We start from the raw sequence: 22,162 nt of genomic DNA on the forward strand, positions 1-22,162 counted from the left end.
AAAAAGAGGAAACAAAGTTCCTCTTTTCATCGTTTCATTTACGAAAGATTATTTTTCTGTAAGTGCAGCCAATCCTGGCAATACTTTACCTTCAAGAAGTTCCATTGATGCTCCACCACCAGTAGAGATCCATGAGAACTTGTCTGCGCGACCAAGGTTGATCGCTGCGGCAGCTGAGTCACCACCACCGATGATTGATTTCACGCCTGGTTGTTTCACGATAGCATCCATCACACCGATTGTACCAGCTTGGAAGTCAGGGTTTTCAAATACACCCATAGGTCCGTTCCATACAACTGTTTTCGCACCAGTCAAAGCTTCGTCGAATTTAGCGATAGATTTAGGACCGATATCCAATCCAAGGAAGCCTGGATCAACTGCTTCACCTTCAGTGTCTTTCACTTCAGTATAGTCCGCAAATGCGTTTGCTTCTTTTGAGTCAACTGGCAAGATCAATTTACCGTTTGCTTTTTCAAGAAGAGCTTTAGCGACATCCAATTTGTCTTCTTCTACAAGTGAGTTACCGATTTCGATACCTTGCGCTTTGTAGAATGTGTAAGTCATCCCACCACCGATAAGGACTTTATCAGCTTTTTCAAGCAAGTTTTCGATAACACCGATCTTGTCTGAAACTTTTGAACCACCAAGGATAGCCACGAATGGACGTTCTGGAGCTTCAACCGCTTCTTGGATGTAGGCAATTTCGTTTTCAAGAAGGAATCCAGCAACTGCTTTTTCAACGTTTGCTGAGATACCAACGTTAGATGCGTGTGCACGGTGAGCTGTACCGAATGCATCGTTTACGAAGATGCCATCTCCAAGTGATGCCCAGTATTTACCAAGTTCAGGATCGTTTTTAGATTCTTTCTTGCCATCAACATCTTCGAAACGAGTGTTTTCAACCAAGAGAACTTGTCCATCTTCAAGAGCGTTAACAGCGGCTTCCAATTCAGCACCGCGTGTAACACCTGGGATAAATTTAACTTCTTGTCCCAATTTAGCAGCCAAGTCAGCAGCTACAGGAGCAAGTGATTTACCTTCTTTGTCTGCTTCTTCTTTTACACGTCCAAGGTGAGAGAAGAGGATTGCACGTCCACCTTGTTCAAGGATGTACTTGATAGTTGGAAGAGCTGCAGTGATACGGTTGTCATTGGTAATCACGCCATCTTTAACAGGAACGTTGAAGTCAACACGAACGAGAACTTTTTTCCCTTTCAAGTCAACGTCTTTAACAGTCAATTTTGCCATTAGATATGACTCCTTCTTTTTTTATACGTGTTAATTATATCACAAAATCAGCAAAAGAGATAGAAAAACCCTAAACTTTTCTTGTTCTTTATTGCCCTTTATTTCTTATTATTTTATAATAAGAGATAAGATAAGGAGCTCTAAATGATGAAAAATACTCTAACAGTTAAGCAAAAAGAAGCCGATCAAGACCTCAATATCATTGCCATTTTGACAATTCTTTCGTTTATAGGATATGCCCTTTTCCAAAAACAAATACTTGATTTCTCTCACCAAACAGAGTTTCCTATCTGGATTCGTCTTCTTTTTCTCGCAACTCTTCAGTTTTGTGTTGCTGGATTGGGGACGAGCGTGGTAATGATTCGAAGAAAAGAAAGCTGGAAACAATATGGTTTGCTAGCTAAACACTTCCTCCCAACCCTCATTCAGACGGCTACTATCTGTCTCCCCTTACTTCTTTTTCTCATCAGTAGAGGGTAGATTCATTCCTATCTCCCTTTTCAATCCATCCTCATTGCCAAAGAAATTCTCACAAGTCCTTTCCCTACAAATGTCTTGGGCTTTCTCTTCACTGCTCTTGTTTGGGGATTCTGGGAAGGTTTTAATTATGTTGTCATTGCAAACAAAATCAACTGTCGCTTTCCATCACATCATACTTGGCTTGATTACGGAGCCCTAACTTGTGCTCTAATCTGTCTGATGATCCATGGGATGATTGGCTTTCATCTCCATGCCATTGTAGAGGCCTTGTCTGTTTTTATCTTGATTTATGGTATGCTCATCATTCAAAAGAGAACAGGCAACGCTTGGGGTTGTATTTTTATCTTCCTATTCATTTGGAACGCATTTTAAATCCCCAACAAGATTTTCACTTCTTAAACTCAAAAAAGATTTGATTCTAGTTAGAATCAAATCTTTTTTTATTTTTCCATCAAACGAATCAAGAAATCTTGAGTCGCTTAATCTTCTTTTTTCTTCCAAACTACAAGTCCATAAGCACTTAAAACTCCAAGAAGTCCAAGCGCTACTAGACTAGCATCTGTTTCTACTCCTGTATTTGGCAGTTGTTTGCTTGCAGCTTCACCTTTGACAGGCACTTCTGCAGTTGGAGCATTTGTACTTGGTGTAACTGGAAGTCCCTTTTGCTCTTTAGAGAGGGTATCAGCATGAGGTTTATCTGGACTTGGCGCCACTTCTTTCGTTCCAACTTCGGTAATTTCTGGGAGAGCTTCCTTGACAACTTCAGTCGAACGAAGGGTCCGTTTGCCTTGAGCATCTACTTCTACAAGACGACGAATTTGACCTTCCTCTCCTTTTTGGACAAGTTGACGTTGACCTTTTAGAAGACTTGCATTTGGTCGCTCTTGACGATTGAAGACAACTGTATCCTCTTCAATTTCTAGTTTCGGAACTTCTAAAACTAGGTCTTTTACTCCCTCGGCCGGTTGGTTGCTTGACAGAACTTTTGTACCAATTTCAACAATTTCTGGAAGAGTTTCTTTCAGGACTTCTGTTGAGCGAAGAGTGCGATTACCCTGGGTATCTACTTCGATTAGGTGACGGATTTGACCCTCGACTCCAGCTTGAACAAGACGACGTTGACCTTTAAGAAGGTCTGGAGTATCACGTTCTTGGCGTTCAAAGGATTTTGTTTCTGTTTCAACAACCAGTTCAGGCAAAGCCTCTACTGTAGGAGCTCCTTCGTTAGGATCCATGCTGCCAACGTGGTGACTTTCTTCTGCAGGAGCTAGTTTCTTATTCAGCTTTTCTTTCATGTCCACAAAAGCTTGTGGAGTTGGATTTTGTAGAGCTAACAAAGCTTCAGCTTGGGCAATCAACTCATCTTGAGAATCTTTTTCACGGACGGATTCGAGCAAGCCTTCCAATTCTTCTCTAGCAGTTTGATAACGTTGATTTCCATCCAAGTCCGCTCCAGCTTGTTTCAATTCATTCAAGGCTTTGTTGACTTCTTCCTGACTGGCATCATGGTTTTCAGCAACAGCTTTCGCAGCATTGAGCTTCTCTACTAACGCTTCTTGTTTGTCCTCACTTGAGAAGGTGTAGGCAAGGGTTGACTGACGGCCTTTGGCAGCAGTGATTTCTTGTTTGAGGTACTCATCATTGACAGCTGCTTTTGGAGAAACCAAAACATCAAACTCAGCGGTGTGCCCCTTGTAATGCAAGGTCAAGGTCTGACGACCAGTCTTTTGAGCATCGTATCCCGTAATTTCAACACCTTTATCAGTAAAGCTGTGAGTCTCTTCTGTCTCATCATCATAGAGAACGCCGAAGCGACCTTCTGCAAGATCCAGTTGTTCTCCTACTAGATAGTCCGTTTTCGGTTTCTGAGTAATATACAGACCTGCTACTTCTTTCGGCTTCCCTTCATCTTGACCTGTTACTTGTACCTTCAAGTCACCGCTTACTGGAAGTCCAAGATAGCTGACTGTGAGCTTCTGTTCCCCTTTTTGATGAGCGTCGTACCCAGATACCGTCACACCTGAGTGAGTAAGGTTAATCAGCTCGTCAGCTTGTCCCCCTTCGTATTGAACGCGGAGTGTTCCGCCTCTGAGGTCCAGTTTTTCTCCTTCTTTATAAACTATCTTCTTAGGTCCTTTTTCAAGACTAACAGATTTAATTTTTCTTTCATCCTGCGGAATCGCTACTGCCAAGGTGTTACTGATTTCTTTGCCAGGTAGTTGGGTACGATAATAGAGGAGATTTGGTTGCTTGTCAAAGGCTAATGGTGCTGTTGCTAGGTCGCCACCATTTTCAGACTTCAAAGTTGCAATTGGTGTTTGTGAATCTGCCTTGTCGTAAACGGTGATGGTCGCGCCTGCTGGAACATCAGAGAAGCCTAGTTGAACTTGATGGTTTCCAAGTGAACGGGCAGCTACCTTAGCCATTGGAATATTTTGACTTTCTGTGTCCAAGGTTTCGTACATCTTCCAGTTGTAGATACGAATGGCCTTCCAAGGTGTTCCGTTATCAGATGTAATGACATGCAAACGCCAGTCTTGGGCGGTGATTGGTTTGTCAAGAGTGATATCCGTAACGTGCGCTTTATTGCCACGGACTTCCTTAGCTAGTTTCCACTCACCATCTGTATCCTTGTAGTAAAGATCAAAGTCCTTGGTGTTCATCAAACCGTCGTTAACAGACTCACCACCAGCTCCCGCATGATCCATGACCCATCTAACAACACGACGTGGTTGGGTCAAACGAATATCCACACTACCGATCAACTGAGCTGAAGACCACTTATCTGACAAGCTAGTAATGGTACCGTTCAACATACCTTCAATGCCTTCTCCACCTTCAGTATTTGGGAAAGTGCTACCAATAACCGTTGCACCTGGAACAATATTTTCAGCTAAAGGTCTTGGGAGAGTCGTATCCTGAACTGTCATCCCCCAGTTAAAGGATGCTGTCGCCGCCTCAGAACGAAGTCCATTTTTACCAACTGCAACGACTTTTAATTCTTGTGTTGTACCAGTCGCATTAGCAGAACGGCTAACTTTTGGCAAGTAGATAGTGGAAGCAGATGATCCTGTTAACAAACGCCAGTTATCCCCATCTTTTTCGTAGACTTCATAGAAATCTGCATCTTGGTTACCCGCAAACTGGACCACCGCTTCAGCTTCTTGGGCATTCTTGAGAGATTGTTTCACAACAGAAAGTCCCGTCGGCGCTTGTGGTGCTTGGTGATTGTCTGAAATTGTTAATTGACCTAAGTTGAACTGATAATCTTTTACAGCTCCTTCATGTTCGAAGAAGAGTTTGACTGCATAGATGGTTTTACCTGCTAGTGAGCCAAGGTCAAATTCTTCATTTGTCCAGTTATCAGAAAGAGTCAGTTCTTTCGATGCGTCTGCATCCTCAAATTTGTAATCTGGAGTCGTAGAGAAGGCCATATAAACTTTCGAGCCTTTTCCTCCCTTGTGGGCAACACGAAGTTTGGTTTTCTCTGTTACTTCTAGCTTAGTAGAATAAAGTCTCACATCCTGGTCCGTCTTGCCAGCTACATCACCTGAGAATTTAAGGGAGTTCCCACCATTATAGGCATCTGTAAAATCATATTCTGCATGGAGTTTTCCCCCCGTCGAAGTCTGCCACCAACGCCATGTTGGTAAGACACCTGAAACCGAACGGTAGTTCCACTCAGAATCCTTAGAAACTTTGCCGTCTACAAACCATTTTCTACCATGACCTGTATTAAAAGAGGTAGTGAAGGTTCGACCTACTGCTGGTGTACGGTCAGCAACTAAATTGGCAATCCCATACCACTCTTTGTCCGCTGGTTTTTGAGCTGTCGGATCTCCTTGGTAACCTGTAAAGAAGATGTCTTCGTTCTTGTGGTAGTCTTCGCCTGTTTTTCCTAGACTGGTAATCGTATCTGGTGCAAAGAGTCCAAGTGACAAACGCAACTTGCCTTTTTCATCTAAGAGGGCATCCCATTTGACTTTGGTCTTATAAGAACCACCTTGTTGCAATTCCAAGCCTGCAAAGACATCATATTGGCTACGTTCTAGCCATTTTGCCATCTCTACAGAATGGTCATTCTTTTCCTTATTCCAGTTGAAGTTAGCAAAGAATTGATCCGCAGGGACCTTGTCTCCTTCTTTTTGCATAAACTGGTAGTTGTAATCACCAAGACCATCCTCGTGGTAACGACCATATTTGTAGGTCATGGCATCGTACCAAGCATACTTGATTGGATGGTTGACTTTGGCTGCGTATTCTTTTGTATAGAGCATGAATTGGCGCATCTTTTCACCAAGAGGTTCTACCAATTCCCCCGTTGTTTCTTGGTTAATGAAGTAACCATCAAATCCATAGTACTTAGCGAGATCAACGAGTTTGCGTGCAATTGGGAAAGTGCCATCTTCATCTTGCTTTAAGGCAGCCGCAAATTTTTCTTGGTCGGCAATGCTATTTGACCAGTTGAAGAAAAGTGTTCCATAAACGGGAACTCCGTTGCGGTGGCCTGCATCAATGACATCTGGAGTAGGGACTAGGCCTTCCCAGAAGACCATTGAATCCAAGTATTGCCAGTAGTCAAAAGCATAGGCCTTGAATTCTTCGCCACCAACAGAAGCGTGGTCTTTAGCCTTTGAGTTGGTATTCGCTAGCGCCTGAACCTTGGCTCTTCTGCTTGCTTTTTCGTTAACCAACTGACCTCTGTGGCGCTTAGCGAGTTCAACAGAAGAACGGTTAATGGGATCATCCTCACGCGCACCCGGTTCCCATTTCAACAAATCTTCCCATGTATCAAATTTGATTTCTTTTGGTCGGAGACTCTTTTCTTCGTTTTTAGGAACGTCTGCTAGAGTCGGTTTATCTGCTTTATTGTCAGCTACTTGAGAAGCCCCCTCTGGTTTGACTTCTTCTTTTTCAGTTGGTTGAGCAGGTTTTTCAGCTTTTTCTGTCAGAGCTGGCTTCGCTTCTTCTTTTTCATTAACCAGATCCGTTATTGCTGGAGTGTTTTCTGAAATTGGTTGCTCAGCTACTTTGTTTTCAGTTTCCGATAATTGTTTTTCGATAGCTGCGGTGTTTGGTTTAGCTGTTTCACTCGCACTTGTAACTTGAGCGCTCGTGTTTGCAGCTGTTTCAGGGACAGCGACCTGTTCCGCAAGAGCTGGGCTCGCAAATAGAGCTGAACCAATCATCAAGGAACAAGCCCCGATTGACAACTTACGAATACTGTAACGGCAACGTTTTTCAAAAAATAGATCTTTCATCTTATCCTCCTAATAGAACAAAAAAAGTAACTGTTCCCACAATCAAGCATCAGAACAGGATTATCTTCATTCTATCTCACATGAAAACGTTGTCAATCTTTTTGATAAAAAAACTATAACTAGGATAAGAAACAGTTTAATTTGGATATAATCCTTGCAGGCATTTATACTTGAGGTAAGAACTCTATTTAAGGAAGAAATTTAAAAAAGTTAGCGATTTCTTACTAAAATATCAAGAAAACACTTGTGGGATTTACTTTTATCCTTTAAAATAGAATAGGAGAAATTCCGCGATTATTTTTCGGAGGAAAAAGAAATGTCCATTAATTGGCAGGAAATTTTATTTCACTTTTTAGGAGGTCTAGGACTGTTTTTATACAGTATCAAGACCATGGGAGACGGTTTGCAACAAGCTGCTGGAGATCGCCTTCGTTTTTACATTGACAAGTATACCAGCAATCCCTTTTTAGGTGTCCTAGTCGGGATTGTCGTGACTGCCCTCATTCAGTCAAGTACAGGGGTTACAGTTATCACGGTTGGGCTGGTCAGCGCTAGTCTTCTAACTCTTAGACAAGCTATCGGAATTATCATGGGAGCCAATATTGGAACCACTGTTACTTCCTTTATCATCGGTTTCAAACTGGGTGAGTATGCTTTGCCCTTGATTTTCCTTGGAACCATGTTCCTCTTCTTTACAAAAAATCGAACAGCAAATAATATCGGGCGCATCCTTTTTGGTGTCGGGGGAATCTTCTACGCCCTCAACCTCATCAGTGCCGGTATGAGCCCGCTTAAAGATTTACCACAATTCAAGGAATATATGGTAACCTTGGGGCAAAATCCTATTTTAGGAGTGGTAGCTGGTGCGGTGATTACCGTCCTCATTCAGGCCTCTTCTGCAACTATCGGGATTCTACAAGGACTCTATGCAGGTAACTTCCTTGACCTTAAAGGTTCACTACCAGTTCTCTTCGGGGATAATATCGGAACAACCCTAACCGTTATCATCGCGGCAGCTGGAGCCAATGTCTCTGCAAAGCGCGTTGCAGCAACCCACGTTACCTTTAACGTTCTAGGGACTATTCTTTGCTTAATCTTATTAGGCCCCTTCACTGCTATGATCGAGTACTTCCAGGCACTCCTTCACCTCTCACCTGAGATGACGATTGCCTTCTCGCACGGTGCCTTTAACGTAAGTAACACCATTGTACAATTTCCATTCATCGGAGCCTTGGCCTATTTTGTAACTAAGCTCATCCCTGGTGAAGACGAGGTTGTCAAGTACGAGCCCCTTTATCTCGACGAACAACTTATCCAACAATCTCCTTCTATCGCTCTTGGAAATGCTAAAAAAGAACTCTTGCACTTGGGGAACTATGCAGCCAAAGCTTTTGACCTTTCTTATAACTATATCATCGGTTTGGATGAAAAGGTAGCTGAAAAAGGGCACAAGACAGAGGAAGCCATCAACACCATTGATGAAAAACTCACTCGTTACCTCATCAGACTTTCAAGCGAATCCTTGAGCCAAAAGGAAAGCGAAGTGTTGACTAACATCCTTGATTCATCTCGTGATTTGGAACGGATTGGGGACCACGCAGAAGGCTTGCTCAACCTAACAGACTACCTCCAACGCAAGGATGTTCATTTCTCTGAAGCAGCTTTGGAGGAGTTAGCTGAGATTTATGAAGCAACAACTGCATTTATCAAAGATGCCCTTGATAGTGTGGAAAACAATGATATCGAAAAAGCTCAAAGTCTGATTGAACGCCATAAAGAAATCAACAATATGGAACGCATTCTCAGAAAAACCCACATCAAACGCCTTAACAAGGGTGAGTGCTCAACACAAGCTGGGGTCAACTTTATCGACATCATTTCTCACTACACTCGTGTATCTGACCACGCTATGAACCTAGCTGAAAAGGTCATCGCTGAACAAATCTAATAACCAAAAAGCTATCCTGAATAGGATGGCTTTTTCTCTTAATCAAGAATGTCTTTTCTGACATATAAAAAATACTTTGATTCACAGTGGAATCAAAGCATTTTAAAGAGCTCTCCAAACATAATAGCAGAAACTGCAGTGCCTCTGTACTTGGCTTCTTCTCTTTTGATAAAGCGCGCCAAATTGATCAATTCAGGTGCTGGGTGTCTGGGATTAGTGAGCAATTCACGATTGACAAGTCCTGAGAGACGGACTGCTAATAATTGCTCATTAGTGGTAGGCAGTTTTTTAGCAGTCTCTAGGAGAGCAGCAACTAAATCTTCACTCAAACCCTGACGAGCATGGTTGTAGAGATCTCTTATAAGGCTTTCTAGGTTTGGTTCTGCCATCCTGACCACCTCCCTTATGTTTAATAATTTTTAATCAAATCAACCGTTGAACGGTCCAATTTTTTCACCAAGGCTTGCAAGAAAGCTTGGGCTTCTAGGAAGTCATCCATCGCGTAGAGAGTTTGGTGAGAATGGATATAACGGGCACAGACACCGATAGTTGTAGATGGTACACCACCATTTTTCAGATGAGCTGCGCCAGCGTCTGTTCCACCTTTTCCACAGTAGTATTGGTACTTGATGCCAGCTTCTTCAGCTGTTGTCAAAAGGAAATCCTTCATACCTGGGAGGAGCAAGTGACCTGGATCGTAGAAGCGAATCAAGGTTCCATCCCCAATCTTGCCTTGGCCACCATAGACATCACCAGCAGGTGAGCAGTCAACTGCGAGAAAGACTTCTGGGTCAAACTTAGTTGTAGAAGTATGAGCACCACGAAGACCGACCTCTTCTTGGACGTTAGAACCAAGATAGAGCTCATTTCCCAGTTTTTGACCTGACAAGGCTTTAGCTAGTTCGCTAACCATAAGAACACCGTAGCGGTTGTCCCAAGCTTTAGAGATGATATTTTTTTCATTGGCTGTCAAGATAGCTGTACTATCAGGGACAATCGTGTCACCAGGACGGATTCCAAAACTTTCTGCCTCAGCCTTGTCCACAAAACCACCATCAAAAATGATATCCGAAATAGCTGGCATGGTTGGTCCACCTGTTCCACGTGTCAAATGTGGAGGAACAGAGCCTGAAATCACAGGAATTTCACGACCATCACGAGTAAAGAGTTTAAAGCGTTGGCTACTAACCACCATAGGGTTCCAGCCACCGATTTCAACGACACGGAAGGTACCATCTGGCTTAATCTCGCTGACCATAAAACCAACTTCATCCATGTGAGAAGCGACCAAAACACGGGGTGCATCGGTAGCTTCCGAATGCTTGATACCAAAAATACCACCCAAGCCATCTGTCACTACTTCATCCACGTGCGGTGTCAACTTTTCACGAAGATAAGTCCGGACAGGCGCTTCATGACCTGAGATTGCAGCAAGCTCTGTTACTTCTTTGATTTTTGAAAATAATGTTGTCATATCAGTTCCTTCTTTCTGTCCTCCATTTTACCACTTTTTATAGGAGAAGGGTAGTGGAAATCATCATTCCAACTTGAAACTGCTTATGAAAAAAACGAATCACCATTGTAATTCGTTTTATTTATGATTTCGTCTGAGGGAAAAGTGGTCTGGGACAGGATCTTTTCCTATTGGCGACCAAGGATGGCATCGGAAAATTCGAGCCAACCCCATCAAGACACCCTTAAAGCCATGTTTTTCAATAGCCTGAATCATGTAGTTGGAACAAGTAGGCTCAAAGCGACAAGAGGGTGGAAAGGCTGGTGAGATAAAACGTTGGTAAAAGCGTACTGGCGCTATTAAGATTTGTTTCATTATTTCTTGGTTACAGCCATAGTGTGTAGTTGGCTGATTTCTTTTTTATTAAGGCGACGGGATTCTCCTGGACGAAGACCTGTCAAGTCTAAGTGTCCAAAACGTGTCCGAGACAACTTATCCACTTGAAGACCGACGGCTTCAAACATCTTTTTAACCTGATGGTTGCGTCCTTCATGGATAGTCAACTGTACCACAGAGCGATTTTTGACTGGATCCACTTTGAGAATCTCATAGACAGCTGGCTTGGTTTTCTTGCCATCAATCTCAAGGCCACGGGTCAAGGGACGGAGATTATCCTTATTGGCCACACCTTTAACACGCGCGACATAGACCTTGTCAATCTCATTACGGGGGTGAATCATCTCATCCGTAAAATCACCATCATTGGTCAAAATCAAGACACCTGATGTATCCCAGTCCAAACGTCCAACTGGGTAGATGCGCTCTTTGACATTGGGCAAGAGGTCCACAACAGTCTTGCGTCCCTTGTCGTCTGTCACACTGGAAATCACTCCACGTGGTTTATTAAGCAGATAGTATACCTTTTCTTCGTTGTAGATAGGCTGACCTTCAACTTCGACCTTGTCACCAGACTTGATGGTGGTTGCGAGTTCACGTACTACCTGTCCGTTGACGGTTACCAAGCCTTGCTTGATCAACTCTTCTGCTTTTCTCCTACTGGCCACACCTGCGTGGGCAATATACTTATTGATTCTCATCTTCTTCTATCCTTTCACCAAATAATTGGCTTTCTTGGGCTTGAATCTCAAGCTCATCAATCACTGGCAGTTCTTCCAAATGGTTAATTCCCATGTAATCTAGGAAATAATCCGTAGTTACATAAAGGTTTGGGCGCCCAAGAACTTCTTTTTTCCCATCTTCTCTTATCAATTCAAAAGCCTGCAACTTTGCCAAGGCTCCACTCGAGTTGACCCCACGAATAGCATCAATTTCTATCCGCGTGATAGGCTGCTTGTAGGCAATGATGGACAAGGTCTCAAGAGCAGCCCGAGACAAACTCTGGTTGATAGGCGCCTTGGAGTATTCCTTCAAAATCTCTGCAAATTGAGGCTTGGTGACCAATCTGTATGCACCACCTGTCTCGATCAGGGACAAGCTCGAATCTTGGTCTTTTTCATACTTCTGGGCTAATTTTTCTAAACTCTGTTGGATGCCTGTCGGTGGAAGTGAGAGTAGTTCAGCCAACTGACGAACTCGAATCCCATCTTCACCTGCTACAAACAAGAGCGCTTCTATTTCTGCTAAAGTACTCATCTTTCCTCTCTATCAAGTCTAGCTTTGTGCCTCTTGATTTTCTTCCTTCTTTTCCATGAGATAGATATCTCCGAAACTCTCCTCTTGAACGAGGATCAGTTCCTGAGTTTTGATTAACTCTAGGGTTGCCAAAAAGAGGGTAATAACCTCTTGAACATTCTGGGCTTCCTTGAACAAATCCTGCAAGCGCAACTGGTCTCGTCCAGTCAAGGACTCTTTTACGATGACCATCATATCCTCAATCTTATACTCATCCCGCAAAATGGTCGTGTGATTCTGAGCGAATTCCTCTTTTTTCTTGGCTAGAATATTTGAAAAAGCCAAAAAGAGGTCAATGGTCGTCTTGTCATGCACAAGCTCCGCATCCTCGTAAATCAACTCTGTTGGCGCTTTGGAATAGTACTGGGCCCGATCTTGGTGCTTAGCCTCCAAGTGCTCACCCAAGAGCTTGAACTTGCGGTATTCTTCGATTTGGGAGAGAAGGTCCTGCTCTAGGTCATCCTCTAAGTCTGTCACTTCTGCTACCTTTGGCAAGAGCTTGCGACTCTTGATCAGCATCAGCTGACTAGCCATGACCATATACTCGCCCGTCACTTCCAGACGCATGGCCTGCAGAGTTGAGACATAAGCTAGATACTGTTCGATAACTTCTGTAATGGGTACATCGTAAATATCCATCTGATACTTAGAAACCAAGTGCAAGAGCAGGTCCAGGGGCCCTTCAAAATCTTTTAATTTAATATCCATTATCTATATTTTTCTAAGGTCAGGACTGTTTTTAATCCTAGTTTTTTTGCAATTTCGTACAAATCGACCTTGTTTTCTATCTGTCTTAGAATGAACTGTTCCCGCAAGGCTTGGGCTGATAAGGTTGAGAAACCTTTCTCCTTGGCAAAGGACTCCAGCTGACGAAAGGCCCACTGACGAGAATAGGCTTTCCCTCCCCTTTCAAAGAGATAGGTTTGTCCCATCAAGGGTTCTAGCTCTGGAATCAAGGTCGTGGGTATGGTGACAATCCTCTGTTGGGAAGCCTTGTTAATTCGCAACACCTGAAAATCCAGATTGATATCCGCAACCTTAAGGGTTAAAATCTCACTTGGTAAGAGCCCTATTTCCAAGATAAGAAGCGCCAGCAAGCGTCCTTCTGGGTAATTACTTTCCTGCCAAAAAGACTCTAGGTCTAACAGTTCTGGCTTTTCAGTCTGCTTTTCAGCTTGTTTGGCTAATTCCAAACGATAAAAGCTGTCCACCTCTCCTTTTTGGTAGAGAAAGTAGAGAAATTGGTTACAGGCCGAAAGTTTCCGCTTCTGGGCGCTGATTTTTAGATTGGCTAGCTGGCCTTGGTAAATCTTGAGACTGGTCTCAGAAATCCGCTCACCCACAATGTCTAAAAATTGCTCCAGATCATACTTATAGGACTGCTTGGAATTGGCAGACAAGCCCTGTTTTTCCTCTAAAAAGTCTGAAATCCTATCTCTCATTTGCATCGAATCTCATATTCCTTACTAAAGTCATGCAAGAGGGCATTAACGGCCTTGAGGATAGACTTGCGCGTGATGATTCCTTGAAAAATCTCTTCATCATCTACCACTGGCAAGAAGGGTTCATCCACCAGTTTATGGAGGACCTCTGTGATGTTATAGTCTGGAGCGACAACTGCCACATCTGTCTTGGTCATATTGACGATATCTGTCATTGCCATCTGTTCATCTGTCAAACCTTGCTCCATTTGATAAGCCAAAATATCTCTCAGGCCAATGGTTCCGACAAAGCGTTTGTCAAAGGTCACAACAGGGATACGGGTATAGGTGATTTGGCTCAGCACCAAAATTGCATGATCAGCGTTATGGGTATCAATCAAGGCTGCTAGATTCTCAGCAGGGGTGAGAAAAGTCTCTTCCTGTTCCAATAAAAATGCTTCAAATTCCTTGGCAATCATCGAGTAAACTCCTTGGACAAGCCTGGATAAACCTCATGGTCACGTGTCAAAAAGTCCACTTTGAAATAGCTGTCTTCTATCTCTACACGGGCATAGAGACATTCTCTGATAGTCCCTCGTGGTTGGCTGATGGAGCCTGGATTTAAAAAGAGTGTCTTGCCTTCCATCCAAGCATTTGGCACATGCAAGTGACCATAGAGACAGATATCGGCATCTTCTTCCTGAGCCCAGTAGTCCAACTTTTGAAAGTTGAAATTGATATCAAACAAGTGTCCATGGGTCTGGATGATTTTGGTCGGACCAAGTCGAGTCACCAAACGTTCTGGATAACCAGCATAAAAGTCCATGTTGCCTTTGACGACATGGATGCCTTCCCAGAGCGGAGAGTCTGGACGGAGTTCAGAGTCACCATCGTGAAAAATGGCATCGACTTTCCCCAGATAGCGATCACGAATTTCTTCCACAATCAAGCTATCGCCATGGGAATCACTCATTACAATGATGGTTTGCTTTGCCATGATGGAAATACCTCCAAAAGTTTCTTAACGGCTAAGGCGCGGTGAGATTGGCTATTTTTTTCTTCAAGGGTTAATTCAGCTGCTGACTTACCTGTCTCTCCCACAAGGAAGAGCGGATCATAACCAAAACCATTCTCCCCCTTGGGTTCAAAGTTAATATAACCTGGCCAGTCAGCTTCAACCACCAAGCTTTCCTTGTTTGGACTAGCTACGACTAGGGTTGTGTGGAATTGAGCCGAACGGTCCTTGAGGTCAAAGACCATGGCCAATTCGTGCAAGAGTTTGGCATTGTTTTCACGGTCAGTTGCTCCCACACCAGCAAAACGGGCTGACCAGACACCTGGCAAGCCACCGAGGACATCTACTTTGAGACCAGAATCATCTGCCAAAACCATCTTGCCTGTTAACTGTGAAATGGTTTCTGCCTTGAGGCGGGCATTTTCTTCAAAGGTCATACCTGTTTCAGCTACTTCAGGCAGATCTGGATAGTCATTGAGATTTTCCACATCGTAGCCTAACTTGTCAAAAATAGCTCGGAATTCCTTGGTCTTGCCCTCGTTACGAGTCGCAATGAGCAGAGTTTCTCTGACCCTGCTAGTTTCAAAGAAGGCTTCTACATCGACTCCTTCTTTAGGCAATTCTACATGCAGGAGTTGCCCATTTTCAACCAAGAGCAGAGCTCGCTGACGTTGGATGACTTCTAGATTGCGACCTGCTTCGGCATTTAAAATCTCAACGATAAAGGAGAGCAGACGAAAGTTAGAAGACCAGCGCATCACCGTTATCGTAATCGGAAAGCCATTTTCCTCATCACGAAAAATCCGCGCCAAATCCATAAAATCAAGCTCGAGAGGATCTTTGATGAGGCTATAGATGCCTCCATAGACATCCCAGACACCAACATACCAGTCCTGGTCGTCCTTGTATTCATAAATTTTGTTTGTCATAATGTTACATGCTCCACATGAATCTCTTTTTCCAGCCATTCTTCACCAATTTGAGCAAAGCTTTGGCTATTAGCTGTTGTGTAAAAACGATGTTGAAGAGGTCCCGCATCTCGGCTACGATTGATTTCAAAATAGTTAAGCAAAACCGAGATATCCCGTACACACTCTGCCCCACTATCGATGAGCTGAACTTTGGGGCCCATGACATTTTGGATGATGGGGCGAAGGAGCGGATAGTGGGTACAACCCAGAATCAGGCTATCCACCTTTCCAACCAAGGGACGCAGGGTTTCATAAACGACTTTCTTGGTTACACTGGTTGACAGGGCACCAGACTCCACCAAAGGGGCAAACTTGGGACAGGCCAAACTCTCCACCTGTAAGTCCGGATCCAGATCATGGATTTTCTGACGATAGATGTCTGATTGGACCGTCATGGGTGTTCCAATGACCCCGATTTTCCCACCTTGACTAGACTTGATGGCTGCCGAAGCTCCTGGCAAAATCACACCTAGGACAGGAATATCTAGTTGGGCCTTGATTTCTTCCCAGACGACCGCAGTCGCAGTATTACAAGCAATGACAATCATCTTGACATCCTTGGTCAAGAGAAAGTTGACCAACTGCCAAGTATATTCACGGATTTGCTCAGCAGGACGGGGACCATAGGGCGCCCGTGCCGAATCTCCAATATAGACGATTTCTTCATGGGGAAGCTGGCGCATGAGCTCACGTACAACGGTCAAGCCCCCGACACCCGAATCCAAAAAACCAATTGGTCGATTATCCATACAGTCTTCTTTCTAGTCTTTTTCTGATTGATAGTTCATCATAATTACTCGTCCTAAATGAACGGATAGACAGCTTGATAGAATGGCAACTGCCTCTCTCTTAATCATAATCAAATATCAATAGAATGCAAGGAAAAAGTCTTATCCTTGAGAACTATTGAACATAGTGAGAAGTCTGGAACTTTCATCCCAGACTTTTCCTTATTTATTTTTTCTTTTTATTGTTAGCGAGGGCTGCTTTTTGTTGGCGGATGATTTGGTGGTAAACTTGTTGTACCTTGGCTTCGCTTGGTTTTTGACCATTTGCACTCAAGAGAGCACGAACTGCCTCAGCGTTCAAACGTGGGTTGTCCGCAAATTCTTTTTCGATTTGCTTACGAACCAAGTACATCCCTCCAAGAGCTCCTCCTAGAAAAGCTAGCACAATCAAGACAATTGCTAAAAGTAAGTCCATTCTTTTTCTCCTGTTTCTTTTTGAGTCCTCTATATTATACCACAAAGTGACTTTTCTGACTAGTTTGTTTTACGCTTTCAGGGAGGAGGGAAACTAATTCTAAGCTAGTCTTACAATCAGAATGAACTATGAAATTACGAATAATTCTCCCCCTTCCTCTCTTTTCTCTACTATTTTAAGAAAAAGCAATATCAAATATGTTTTTCACCAAAAACCTCTTGACAAATGCTAGATGACCAGTAGAATGGGAGGTGAGGAGATAAATAGAAACAAATTAAACGAAACTGCTTCATGTAATGTAAGCGATTTCAGATAAACAAAGGAGAGTTTTATGAAAAAACACTTTTGGGAGAAATCCTGTCGCTATAGCATCCGCAAGCTGACGGTTGGGACTGCTTCTGTTTTACTGGGAGCTGTTTTTCTAGTCAACCACACTGTAGCCGCAGACAGTGTTGAGGTTAAGCAAACTGAACCAACCTCTGTCGAAGCTATCACTAAGCCTGATAGCGAACCCAAAGCAGCTGAAGCTACTGAAACTACAAATACGTCTCTAGCCGAGAGTCCAGTAGTTTCCGGAAGCAAGCCAGCTAACGAGACTCAGACGACAAATAGTCAAGCTAGTGAAGAAGCCATTGTAGAAGCTAAAGAAAATAAGGAACCTGAAAAAGCAGATCAGCCAGTGACAAAGCAAGAAAACTATCAACTCAACTACGATCAGCCAACAGCTCCCTCCTATGATGGATGGGAAAAACAAGCCCTTCCTGTCGGAAATGGAGAAATGGGAGCCAAGGTATTTGGCCTAATTGGCGAAGAAAGAATCCAGTATAACGAAAAAACCCTCTGGTCAGGAGGTCCTCAACCTGATAGCACCGATTATAACGGAGGGAACTATCAGGAGCGCTACAAGGTCTTGGCGGAGATTCGTAAAGCCCTCGAAGTTGGAGACCGCCAAAAAGCAAAACAGCTAGCTGAACAAAATCTAGTTGGACCAAACAACGCCCAGTATGGACGTTACCTTGCCTTTGGTGATATCTTCATGGTCTTCAATAACCAGAAAAAAGGACTAGATACTGTAACAGATTATCATCGTGGTTTGGATATCACAGAAGCCACAACTACAACTTCTTACACCCAAGATGGGACCACCTTCAAACGCGAAACTTTCTCCAGCTATCCTGATGATGTCACTGTGACCCACTTGACCAAAAAAGGAAACAAGACACTTGACTTTACCCTTTGGAACAGTTTGACAGAAGACTTGCTTGCTAATGGCAACTACTCTTGGGAATATTCCAACTATAAGAACGGACATGTTACTACAGATGAAAATGGAATCCTTCTAAAAGGAACTGTCAAAGATAACGGCCTCAAATTTGCATCCTACCTAGGAATTAAAACGGACGGAAAGGTGACTGTTCAGGATGAGACTCTGACCGTTACAGGCGCAAGTTATGCGACCCTCTATCTCAGCGCCAAGACTAACTTTGCTCAAAATCCTAAAACCAACTATCGAAAAGACATTGACCTCGAAAAAACAGTTAAAGGGATTGTCGAAGCAGCTAAGGCCAAAGACTACGAGACACTTAAAAAGGCCCATATCAAGGACTATCAAAGTCTCTTTAACCGCGTTAAACTAAATCTAGGCGGAAACAAGACTGATCAAACGACTAAAGAGGCCCTTCAAGGCTATAACCCAGATAAAGGGCAAAAATTGGAAGAACTCTTCTTCCAATACGGACGTTATTTATTGATTAGTTCATCTCGTGATCGGACAGATGCCCTTCCTGCCAACCTACAAGGAGTCTGGAATGCTGTAGACAATCCACCTTGGAACGCTGACTACCACCTCAATGTCAACTTGCAAATGAACTATTGGCCAGCTTATATGAGCAACCTTGCTGAAACAGCCAAGCCAATGATCAATTACATTGACGACATGCGCTATTATGGCCGCGTCGCTGCCAAGGAATATGCAGGTATCGAATCCAAAGACGGACAAGAAAATGGTTGGCTGGTCCACACCCAGGCGACACCATTTGGCTGGACTACTCCAGGTTGGAATTACTATTGGGGTTGGTCTCCAGCTGCTAATGCCTGGATGATGCAGAACGTCTATGACTATTATAAATTCACCAAGGATGAGACCTATCTCAAAGAAAAGATTTATCCAATGCTCAAGGAAACCGCTAAGTTCTGGAACTCCTTCTTGCACTATGACCAGGCCAGTGACCGTTGGGTATCTTCTCCATCCTACTCACCTGAACACGGGACCATTACCATCGGAAATACCTTTGACCAGTCGCTAGTCTGGCAGCTATTCCACGACTACATGGAAGTCGCCAACCATCTGAATGTCGACCAAGACTTAGTCACAGAGGTCAAGGCTAAATTTGACAAACTCAAACCACTTCACATCAATAAAGAGGGGCGCATCAAGGAATGGTACGAGGAGGACAGCCCCCAATTCACAAATGAAGGGATTGAAAATCATCACCGTCACGTTTCCCATCTAGTTGGTCTCTTCCCAGGTACGCTCTTTAGCAAGGACCAGGCTGAATACCTAGAGGCTGCTCGTGCTACTTTAAACCACCGTGGAGATGGTGGTACAGGTTGGTCTAAGGCCAATAAAATCAACCTCTGGGCTCGTCTGCTGGACGGTAACCGTGCTCATCGCTTGCTCGCTGAACAGCTCAAGTATTCAACCCTAGAAAACCTTTGGGATACCCACGCGCCTTTCCAAATCGATGGCAACTTCGGAGCAACCAGTGGAATGGCAGAAATGCTTCTCCAATCACACACTGGCTATATTGCGCCATTGCCTGCCCTTCCTGATGCTTGGAAAGACGGTCAGGTTTCTGGCTTGGTTGCTCGAGGAAACTTTGAAGTCAGCATGAAGTGGAAAGATAAAAACTTGCAAAGCTTGTCCTTCCTTTCAAATGTCGGTGGAGACCTAGTTGTAGACTATCCAAATATCGAATCCAGTCAGATCAAGGTCAATGGCAAACCAGTCAAGGCAACGATCCTTAAAGATAATCGTATCCAGCTTGCAACACAAAAAGGTGATGTCATTACCTTTGAACACTTCTCTGGTCGTGTAACCAGTCTAACAGCAGTTCGACAAAATGGTGTCACTGCCGAACTCACCTTTAACCAAGTAGAAGGCGCTACCCACTATGTCATCCAAAGACAAGTGAAAGACGAAACTGGCCAAACCTCTGCGACCAGAGAATTTGTAACCAATCAAACCCACTTTATTGACCGATCACTCAATCCTCAACATGCCTACACCTATACTGTCAAGGCTATGCTGGGCGAGCTTGCCACACAAGTTTCTGAACAGGCCACTGTCGAAACCTATAGCGAGTTGATGGACGACCGAGACGGCCGTATCCAGTACGGAGCTGCCTTTGGAAACTGGGCAGACTCAGAATTATTTGGAGGAACAGAGAAATTTGCTGACCTTTCAAAAGGAGACTACACAGACGAAGACATCACTGCCACCATTCCTTTCACTGGCGTTGGTATCGAAATCTATGGACTGAAATCGTCTGAACTAGGTCTTGCCACTGCTAAAATTGATGGCAAAGAAGTCAACGAACTTGACTTCCATACTGCTGGAGCAACTGAAAAAGGCAGTCTCATCGGTCGCTTCACAGGATTGTCTGACGGACCTCACACATTGACTCTTCGTGTTAAACGTGAGCACAAAGGGCGTGGTAGTGAGCGCTCGAAAATTTCATTAGATTATTTCAAAATCCTAGCAGGAACGGGCAATACGATTGAAAAAATGGATGATCGTGATTCGCGTATCCAGTATGGTTCCCAGTTTAAGGACTGGTCTGACCCTGAACTCTACGAAGGCACGGAAAAATACGCTGACATCAACAACAGCGACCCAAGTACTGCTTCAGAAGCTCAGGCAACCATTTCCTTTACAGGGACAGGTATTCGTATCTTTGGCTTGAAGAGCCTTGCCCTTGGACGAGCACGTGTTACACTAGATGGCAAAGAAATGACAAGTCTAGACTTCTACACTTCAGGTGCAACCGAAAAGAGAGCCTTTATTGGCGAATTTACAAACCTTACTGACGGCCCGCACACCCTGACATTACAAGTTGACCCAGATTCGCCAGAAGGTCGCAAGAAAATCTCTTTAGACTCCTTTGATATCATCAAAGCCCCTGCTGTTGGTCTAGATAGCCCTAGCATCGCGCCTCTTAAGGAAAATGACAAAACCATTTCCTTAAGCCTACCAGCTGGAGATTGGGAAGCCATCGCAGTGACCTTCCCAGGTGTCAAAGATCCTCTAGTTTTGCGTAAGGTGGATGAAACGCATCTGGTTACCAGTGGAGATCAGACTATCCTATCAATCCAAGACAATCAAGTTCAAATCCCAATCCCTGAAGCTACTGATCGACAAACTGGAAAAGCAATTGAAGCTTATGCCATTCAAGGAACTACCACAAGTAGCCCGATCGTAGCTGTCTTTACTAAAAAAGATGAGAAGAAGGTTGACGAGAGCCAGCCAACTACAAGTAAGGGAGACGAACCAGCTCCTACTGTTGAAATTCCGGAATACACCAACCCTATCGGAACGGCAGGACAAGAAGAGCCACCTACAGTTGAAAAGCCTGAATACACTGAGCCTATCGGAACTGTAGGAAAACAAGAAACTCCAACAGTTGACATTCCGGAATACACCGAGCCTATCGGGACTGCAGGGCAAGAGGAACCGCCTACAGTGACAATTCCTGAATACACTGACCCTATCGGAACGGCAGGACAAGAGGAAGCTCCTACTGTTGAAAAACCTGAATACACCAAACCTATCGGAACCAGTGGAGATCAGGTCGCTCCGACCCATAGCCTTCCTGACTATCCAGTTCAAGTCTTGAAAGATAAGGAAACTGGAGTGGAAATCATTGGTGGAGTCACTGACTTAGAAGGAATTTCTCATATCTCTAGCCGACGTGTCCTAGCTCAAGAACTCTTTGGCAAGACCTATGATGCTTACGACCTACAACTTAAAAATCCAACAGATCATAGCGTACAGCCAAAAGGCTCTGTCTTGGTTCGCTTGCCTATTTCAGCTAACGTAGAAAAGGTCTACTATATTACTCCGACCAAGGAGTTGCAAGCCCTTGATTTCACCGTTCGAGACGGAAAGGTAGAATTCATCACTAATCATTTCAGTACCTATGCTGTCGTCTATCAAGCTACTGGAACAAGCTCTAACACAGAGGAAAAACCAAGTGCTTCAGATGAAGAAACCTTGGCACACGAGACTGAACAATTTCCAGCTAGTCCGAGCCTTGCTAAAGCTGGAAATCATTCTCCTAAAGAAGAACTTCCAGCAACAGGAGAAGCGTCCAACCCACTCCTCTTCTTAGCAGGACTCAGCCTAGCCCTTACAGCCACTTTTATGTTAAAAGGAAGAAAGGATGACTCCAACTAACCTTTAAACACACAA

At 43.9% G+C, this 22,162-nt stretch carries 17 protein-coding genes; 3 read left to right on the forward strand and 14 right to left on the reverse strand.

What is annotated here, in order from left to right:
• Window positions 1–48 precede the first annotated feature (48 nt).
• On the reverse strand, window positions 49–1,248 hold the full coding sequence (locus tag MK403_RS02550) for a phosphoglycerate kinase (protein WP_001096770.1): 1,200 nt from the start codon (window positions 1,246–1,248) through the stop codon (window positions 49–51).
• 144 nt (window positions 1,249–1,392) lie between these two features.
• On the opposite strand from MK403_RS02550, the gene MK403_RS02555 reads away from it, so the two are divergent.
• Window positions 1,393–1,728, forward strand: a complete 336-nt coding sequence (locus MK403_RS02555) for a hypothetical protein (RefSeq protein ID WP_268708868.1) — start codon at window positions 1,393–1,395, stop codon at window positions 1,726–1,728.
• Between the two features lie 479 nt (window positions 1,729–2,207).
• On the opposite strand, the gene MK403_RS02560 is transcribed toward MK403_RS02555, so the two are convergent.
• Window positions 2,208–6,989 (reverse strand): endo-beta-N-acetylglucosaminidase, encoded by a 4,782-nt coding sequence (locus tag MK403_RS02560; RefSeq protein ID WP_268708869.1) that lies wholly within the window; start codon window positions 6,987–6,989, stop codon window positions 2,208–2,210.
• Window positions 6,990–7,305: 316 nt separating this feature from the next.
• Here MK403_RS02560 and MK403_RS02565 point away from each other — a divergent pair, with 316 nt between their 5' ends.
• Window positions 7,306–8,937, forward strand: coding sequence for a Na/Pi cotransporter family protein (locus tag MK403_RS02565; RefSeq protein WP_268708870.1), 1,632 nt, complete (start codon window positions 7,306–7,308; stop codon window positions 8,935–8,937).
• A gap of 92 nt (window positions 8,938–9,029) precedes the next feature.
• Here the strand turns inward: MK403_RS02565 and MK403_RS02570 are convergent, their stop codons facing one another.
• The 12 genes from MK403_RS02570 to MK403_RS02625 form a co-directional block, all read right to left on the reverse strand.
• Window positions 9,030–9,326 (reverse strand): bacteriocin immunity protein, encoded by a 297-nt coding sequence (locus tag MK403_RS02570; RefSeq protein WP_268708871.1) that lies wholly within the window; start codon window positions 9,324–9,326, stop codon window positions 9,030–9,032.
• A gap of 20 nt (window positions 9,327–9,346) precedes the next feature.
• Window positions 9,347–10,411, reverse strand: a complete 1,065-nt coding sequence (gene pepA, locus MK403_RS02575) for a glutamyl aminopeptidase (RefSeq protein WP_268708872.1) — start codon at window positions 10,409–10,411, stop codon at window positions 9,347–9,349.
• Between the two features lie 117 nt (window positions 10,412–10,528).
• Window positions 10,529–10,765, reverse strand: coding sequence for a membrane protein insertion efficiency factor YidD (gene yidD / locus MK403_RS02580; protein ID WP_268708873.1), 237 nt, complete (start codon window positions 10,763–10,765; stop codon window positions 10,529–10,531).
• Entirely contained in the window at window positions 10,765–11,487 is a 723-nt protein-coding gene (locus MK403_RS02585; protein WP_001222228.1) for a pseudouridine synthase, read from the reverse strand. Before MK403_RS02585 ends, yidD begins: the two co-directional genes overlap by 1 nt.
• On the reverse strand, window positions 11,474–12,043 hold the full coding sequence (gene scpB, locus MK403_RS02590; protein WP_198459223.1) for an SMC-Scp complex subunit ScpB: 570 nt from the start codon (window positions 12,041–12,043) through the stop codon (window positions 11,474–11,476). Before scpB ends, MK403_RS02585 begins: the two co-directional genes overlap by 14 nt.
• An 18-nt stretch (window positions 12,044–12,061) precedes the next feature.
• On the reverse strand, window positions 12,062–12,790 hold the full coding sequence (locus MK403_RS02595; RefSeq protein WP_000351887.1) for a segregation/condensation protein A: 729 nt from the start codon (window positions 12,788–12,790) through the stop codon (window positions 12,062–12,064).
• Entirely contained in the window at window positions 12,790–13,524 is a 735-nt protein-coding gene (gene xerD / locus MK403_RS02600; RefSeq protein ID WP_326845793.1) for a site-specific tyrosine recombinase XerD, read from the reverse strand. Before xerD ends, MK403_RS02595 begins: the two co-directional genes overlap by 1 nt.
• Entirely contained in the window at window positions 13,521–13,982 is a 462-nt protein-coding gene (cbpB, locus tag MK403_RS02605) for a cyclic-di-AMP-binding protein CbpB (RefSeq protein WP_268708875.1), read from the reverse strand. Before cbpB ends, xerD begins: the two co-directional genes overlap by 4 nt.
• Window positions 13,979–14,500 carry a metallophosphoesterase gene (locus MK403_RS02610; protein ID WP_268708876.1) on the reverse strand — a complete coding sequence of 174 codons (522 nt, stop codon included), beginning with the start codon at window positions 14,498–14,500 and terminating at the stop codon, window positions 13,979–13,981. Before MK403_RS02610 ends, cbpB begins: the two co-directional genes overlap by 4 nt.
• Window positions 14,476–15,486: a nucleoside-triphosphate diphosphatase gene (locus tag MK403_RS02615; protein WP_009013874.1), complete on the reverse strand. Its 1,011-nt coding sequence runs from the start codon at window positions 15,484–15,486 to the stop codon at window positions 14,476–14,478. Before MK403_RS02615 ends, MK403_RS02610 begins: the two co-directional genes overlap by 25 nt.
• Entirely contained in the window at window positions 15,444–16,238 is a 795-nt protein-coding gene (racE, locus tag MK403_RS02620) for a glutamate racemase (RefSeq protein WP_000370380.1), read from the reverse strand. Before racE ends, MK403_RS02615 begins: the two co-directional genes overlap by 43 nt.
• 205 nt (window positions 16,239–16,443) lie before the next feature.
• Window positions 16,444–16,692: a YneF family protein gene (locus MK403_RS02625; protein WP_000364987.1), complete on the reverse strand. Its 249-nt coding sequence runs from the start codon at window positions 16,690–16,692 to the stop codon at window positions 16,444–16,446.
• 331 nt (window positions 16,693–17,023) lie between these two features.
• Between MK403_RS02625 and MK403_RS02630 the strand changes: the two genes are divergently transcribed.
• Entirely contained in the window at window positions 17,024–22,147 is a 5,124-nt protein-coding gene (locus tag MK403_RS02630) for an SIALI-17 repeat-containing surface protein (protein WP_268708877.1), read from the forward strand.
• Window positions 22,148–22,162: the final 15 nt, after the last annotated feature.

It is taken from the genome of Streptococcus oralis, from assembly GCF_026782285.1.
In the GTDB taxonomy this organism is placed as follows: Bacteria; Bacillota; Bacilli; order Lactobacillales; family Streptococcaceae; genus Streptococcus; species Streptococcus oralis_CG.